This window comes from Halomonas sp. BM-2019, assembly GCF_017584085.1.
Genome location: NZ_CP071922.1, coordinates 3,163,783 through 3,168,144, shown reverse-complemented (window position 1 = coordinate 3,168,144; position 4,362 = coordinate 3,163,783). Strand labels below are relative to the sequence as shown.

At 49.4% G+C, this 4,362-nt stretch carries 4 protein-coding genes; all 4 read left to right on the top strand.

Features of this window, described 5'->3' with window-relative positions:
- The first annotated feature begins 154 nt into the window (after nt 1-154).
- Nucleotides 155-778, top strand: coding sequence for an NUDIX domain-containing protein (locus tag J5F18_RS15780; protein WP_346299513.1), 624 nt, complete (start codon nt 155-157; stop codon nt 776-778).
- Nucleotides 771-1,211: a DUF1249 domain-containing protein gene (locus J5F18_RS15775; protein ID WP_346299512.1), complete on the top strand. Its 441-nt coding sequence runs from the start codon at nt 771-773 to the stop codon at nt 1,209-1,211. Before J5F18_RS15780 ends, J5F18_RS15775 begins: the two co-directional genes overlap by 8 nt.
- A gap of 97 nt (nt 1,212-1,308) precedes the next feature.
- Nucleotides 1,309-3,129 (top strand): DNA topoisomerase IV subunit B, encoded by a 1,821-nt coding sequence (parE, locus tag J5F18_RS15770; RefSeq protein ID WP_346299511.1) that lies wholly within the window; start codon nt 1,309-1,311, stop codon nt 3,127-3,129.
- Nucleotides 3,130-3,194: 65 nt separating this feature from the next.
- Nucleotides 3,195-4,362 (top strand): DNA topoisomerase IV subunit A (parC, locus tag J5F18_RS15765; protein ID WP_346299510.1); only part of this gene is annotated, 1,168 nt, incomplete at its 3' end.

Genomic DNA, 4,362 nt, shown 5'->3' with positions numbered 1-4,362 from the left:
GCAATCCTGCGACATATGGCTTTACCATTGAGATAACTTGCAGCTTTTCGGCTCGGCAGGTAGGCTTTCGCACAGATAGAACGGAGTCAGCACCGATCTTATTCCGTGCTTCAGCGTAATTGACGATGGAATAAATACAACTTGGGAGCGAGATGTGGATCAGTTCAATCATGAAGATGTAGAAATTCGCGAAACACATGAAGTTTATTGCGGTTTCTTTCGTGTAAAGATAGCAACCCTTCGCCATCGGCTATTTGCGGGTGGCTGGAGTGACTGGATGAAACGTGAAATCATGGATCGCGGTCATGCAGTTGTGGTGATCCCTTATGACCCGGCAAGTGATAAAATCGTCATGCTTGAACAGTTTCGAGTTGGCGCGATAGCCACCAGCGAAACACCCTGGCTTCATGAGCTCGTCGCGGGCATGGTCGACGCGGGAGAAACGCATGAGCAAGTTGCGCGTAGGGAGTTGCAAGAAGAAGCTGGCTTGGAGGCGAACTCACTGCATTACGCCTTAAGTTACTTGTCGAGTCCGGGCGGCATGACGGAGCGTATCTATATTTATTTAGCTCAGGTTGACGCGGAATCAGCTTCTAAGTTTGGTGGTTTGGCGAGTGAACATGAAGATATCAAAGTAACTCCTCTACCACGGACTGAAGTCATGGCTATGCTAGAAGCCGGTCAGGTGGATAACGCGGCGACGGTAATTGGGTTACAATGGTTGGCGATTCACTTAAATCGATTTCGCCAACAATGGGGGTTTGCCAACGTTGAATAAAAAACGTTACGTACCAGACTTACAACGTCTACACAGTTTGGCGGAGCGGAACTATGCTGCTTTGCAGCGCTTGCTGACGCAAAGCCAAGACGAGCCCCTGCAACGAGAAATTCTAGTTGGTGACCAGTTGCGTTTTCAAATTGAAGAGAAAACCTCTGCACGTTACACCACAGATTTAGCCATAGCGCAAACAGCGCCCGATACGCATGATTTTGTCAAAGCGTCATTTATCGTTCGTTTGTATCACGACGCTCGGATGGCCGAAATTATTGATTGCCAAGGCCAAGAGCGTTTAACCGCGTTAACGTTAACGACGGAGAACCCGGCCTACCCGCGTGATGAGAAGCTGCAATTGAACCAGCATTTGGCGGATTGGCTGAAGCTGTGTTTTCAAACTGGGCGGACGCAATACGAATTTAACTATGCTGGCTAGTGACATCCGCTCTTACTATCTGTATTAATAAGATCTACAGCGTTGTGACCACACGAATTCGCGTACAACTATAACAACAGTCGAGCTTTAACTACCTATGACAACTGATTACAAAGCGGACTCGATAGAAGTTCTTAATGGCCTTGAGCCAGTCAAACGTCGTCCCGGCATGTATACCGACACGACACGCCCGAACCATCTTGGTCAAGAAGTTATTGATAACTCAGTTGACGAGGCGCTCGCCGGACATGCGCGGGTCATTACCGTGATTCTTCATGCCGACCAATCGCTTGAAGTGCTAGATGATGGTCGTGGTATGCCGGTCGACATCCATCCGGAGGAAGGCATTCCGGGTGTTGAATTGATCATGACCAAGCTTCATGCCGGTGGTAAATTCTCGAACAAAAACTACCAGTTTTCTGGTGGTTTGCACGGTGTCGGTATTAGTGTTGTTAACGCGCTCTCCACGCGTGTTGATGTAACGGTCAAGCGCGATGGTCAAGTTTATGAAATGGCGTTTGAGCACGGTGACAAGGTCACTGACCTTGCGGTGACAGGTACTGTCGGTAAGCGTAATACAGGGACACGCGTACGCTTTTGGCCGGATGCTAAATATTTTGATTCGGCAAAATTTTCCGTGAGCCGTTTGCGCTATCAATTGCGTGCAAAAGCTGTGCTTTGTCCCGGACTGACTATCACCTTCAAAGACCATGTGAACAGTGAAGAGACGACTTGGTTCTATGAAGACGGTTTACGAGACTATTTAACCGAAGCCTTACGCGATCTGCCACGTCTACCCGATGACCCCTTTATTGGCCAGTTTCATGCGGCTGAAGAAGGTGCTGAATGGGCGGTGACGTGGCTGCCGGAAGGTGGCGATGGAATTGGTGAGTCCTATGTCAACCTCATCCCAACAGCGCAAGGTGGAACGCACGTGAATGGCTTGCGCCAGGGAATGTTAGAAGCGCTGCGTGATTTTTGTGAATTCCGAAACCTTCTTCCACGCGGTGTGCGTTTGACACCCGAAGATATCTGGGACCGTTGCAGCTACATTTTGTCAGTGAAAATGAGTGACCCGCAATTTTCCGGACAAACCAAAGAACGCTTGAGTTCACGGCAAATGGCAGCGTTTGTTAGTGGTGTGGTGAAAGACGCATTCAGTTTGTGGCTAAATGAACATACAGATTTAGCCGAGCAAATAGCTGAGCTCTGTATCTCAAGTGCCCAGCGCCGGATGCGCGCAGCGAAAAAGGTGGTTCGCAAACGGGTGACGCAAGGTCCGGCACTCCCGGGCAAATTGGCCGATTGTGCCAGTCAAGATCCAGACCGCAGCGAGTTGTTTTTAGTCGAAGGTGATTCGGCCGGTGGCTCTGCAAAACAAGCGCGTGATCGTCAATTTCAAGCGGTGATGCCGCTTCGTGGGAAAATCCTAAACACCTGGGAAGTTGACCCTGATCAGATTCTCGCGTCTCAGGAAATTCATGATATTTCGGTTGCTCTGGGCGTCGATCCTGGAGCGCTCGATTTAAGCAATTTGCGCTACGGAAAAATCTGCATCCTTGCTGATGCCGACTCCGATGGACTGCATATTGCGATGCCGCCTTTATATCGAATTGATGTTGGCAAAGAAGTTTATTACGCCTTAGACGATAGTGAAAAGCAGGGGATTCTTGATCGCATTGAAGCCGAAAAGAAACGCGGGAAAATCAACGTTCAGCGCTTCAAAGGGCTGGGTGAAATGAATCCGTTGCAATTACGTGAAACGACGATGGATCCGAATACACGTCGTCTTGTGCAATTAACGGTTGATGATCCGCAGCAGACGGACATCCTGATGGATATGTTACTGGCGAAAAAGCGCTCGAGTGACCGCCGCGATTGGCTAGAAAGTAAAGGCAACCTTGTCGAATTAGCGTAACTCAATGAACACCGCGACGTTGCGCGAATGAAACTGGATAATAATAAAGTGAAACAGGACTGGCTATGAGTACGGCATTGGAAAATATTGAACAGCAGCCATTACACGCGTTTACCGAACAAGCGTATCTCAATTATTCGATGTACGTGATTATGGATCGTGCTTTACCACACATTGGTGATGGTCTTAAGCCGGTGCAGCGCCGCATCATTTACGCCATGTCAGAGCTCGGTTTGTCTGCTCTGGCAAAATATAAGAAATCAGCCCGTACCGTCGGTGATGTGCTGGGCAAGTTCCACCCGCATGGCGACTCGGCTTGTTACGAAGCTATGGTATTGATGGCTCAGCCATTTTCATATCGTTACCCCTTGGTTGATGGGCAAGGTAACTGGGGTTCTGCTGACGATCCTAAATCATTTGCAGCGATGCGTTATACCGAAGCGCGGTTGTCGCGCTTCAGTGAGGTACTGCTCGCTGAACTCGCTCAAGGTACTTCCGACTGGGTGCCGAACTTTGATGGCACCATGGACGAGCCGAAGATTTTACCGGCACGCCTTCCGCATATTTTACTGAATGGTGTGACTGGAATTGCGGTCGGCATGGCGACTGATATACCACCACATAATGCTCGCGAAGTAGCAAATGCCTGTGCATTGCTGTTAGATCAGCCAAAAGCAACGCTAAGCGATATCATGGCGCATGTGCGCGGCCCTGATTATCCAACCGATGCAGAAGTGATCACTGCTGCCGACGACATTGAGAAGATCTATGAAACCGGGCGTGGCAGCATCAAAATGCGTGCTCGCTACATTATGGAAGACGGTGAAGTTGTTATTGATGCGTTGCCGCATCAAGCCTCTGGTGCTCGCATACTTGAGCAAATTGCCGCGCAAATGCAAGCGAAAAAATTGCCCATGGTCTCGGACTTGCGCGACGAGTCGGACCATGAGAACCCAACGCGTTTAGTCATCGTGCCACGTTCGAATCGAGTTGATGTTGAACAACTTATGGCACACTTATTTGCCACCACAGATCTCGAAAAGAACTATCGCGTCAATCTGAACATGCTCGGCCTCGACGGGCGCCCGCAAGTTAAACCTTTAGTCTCCATTCTCAAAGAGTGGCTTGACTACCGCCTGCAAACCGTGACGCGTCGGTTACAGTTCCGTTTAGACAAAGTTGAACGCCGTTTGCATATTCTTGACGGTCTCCTCATCGCGTTTTTGAATATCG

Excerpts from the sequence above, each read along its gene's own strand:
- parE (WP_346299511.1), top strand. The coding sequence starts at position 1,309 with ATGACAACTGATTACAAAGCGGACTCGATAGAAGTTCTTAATGGCCTT.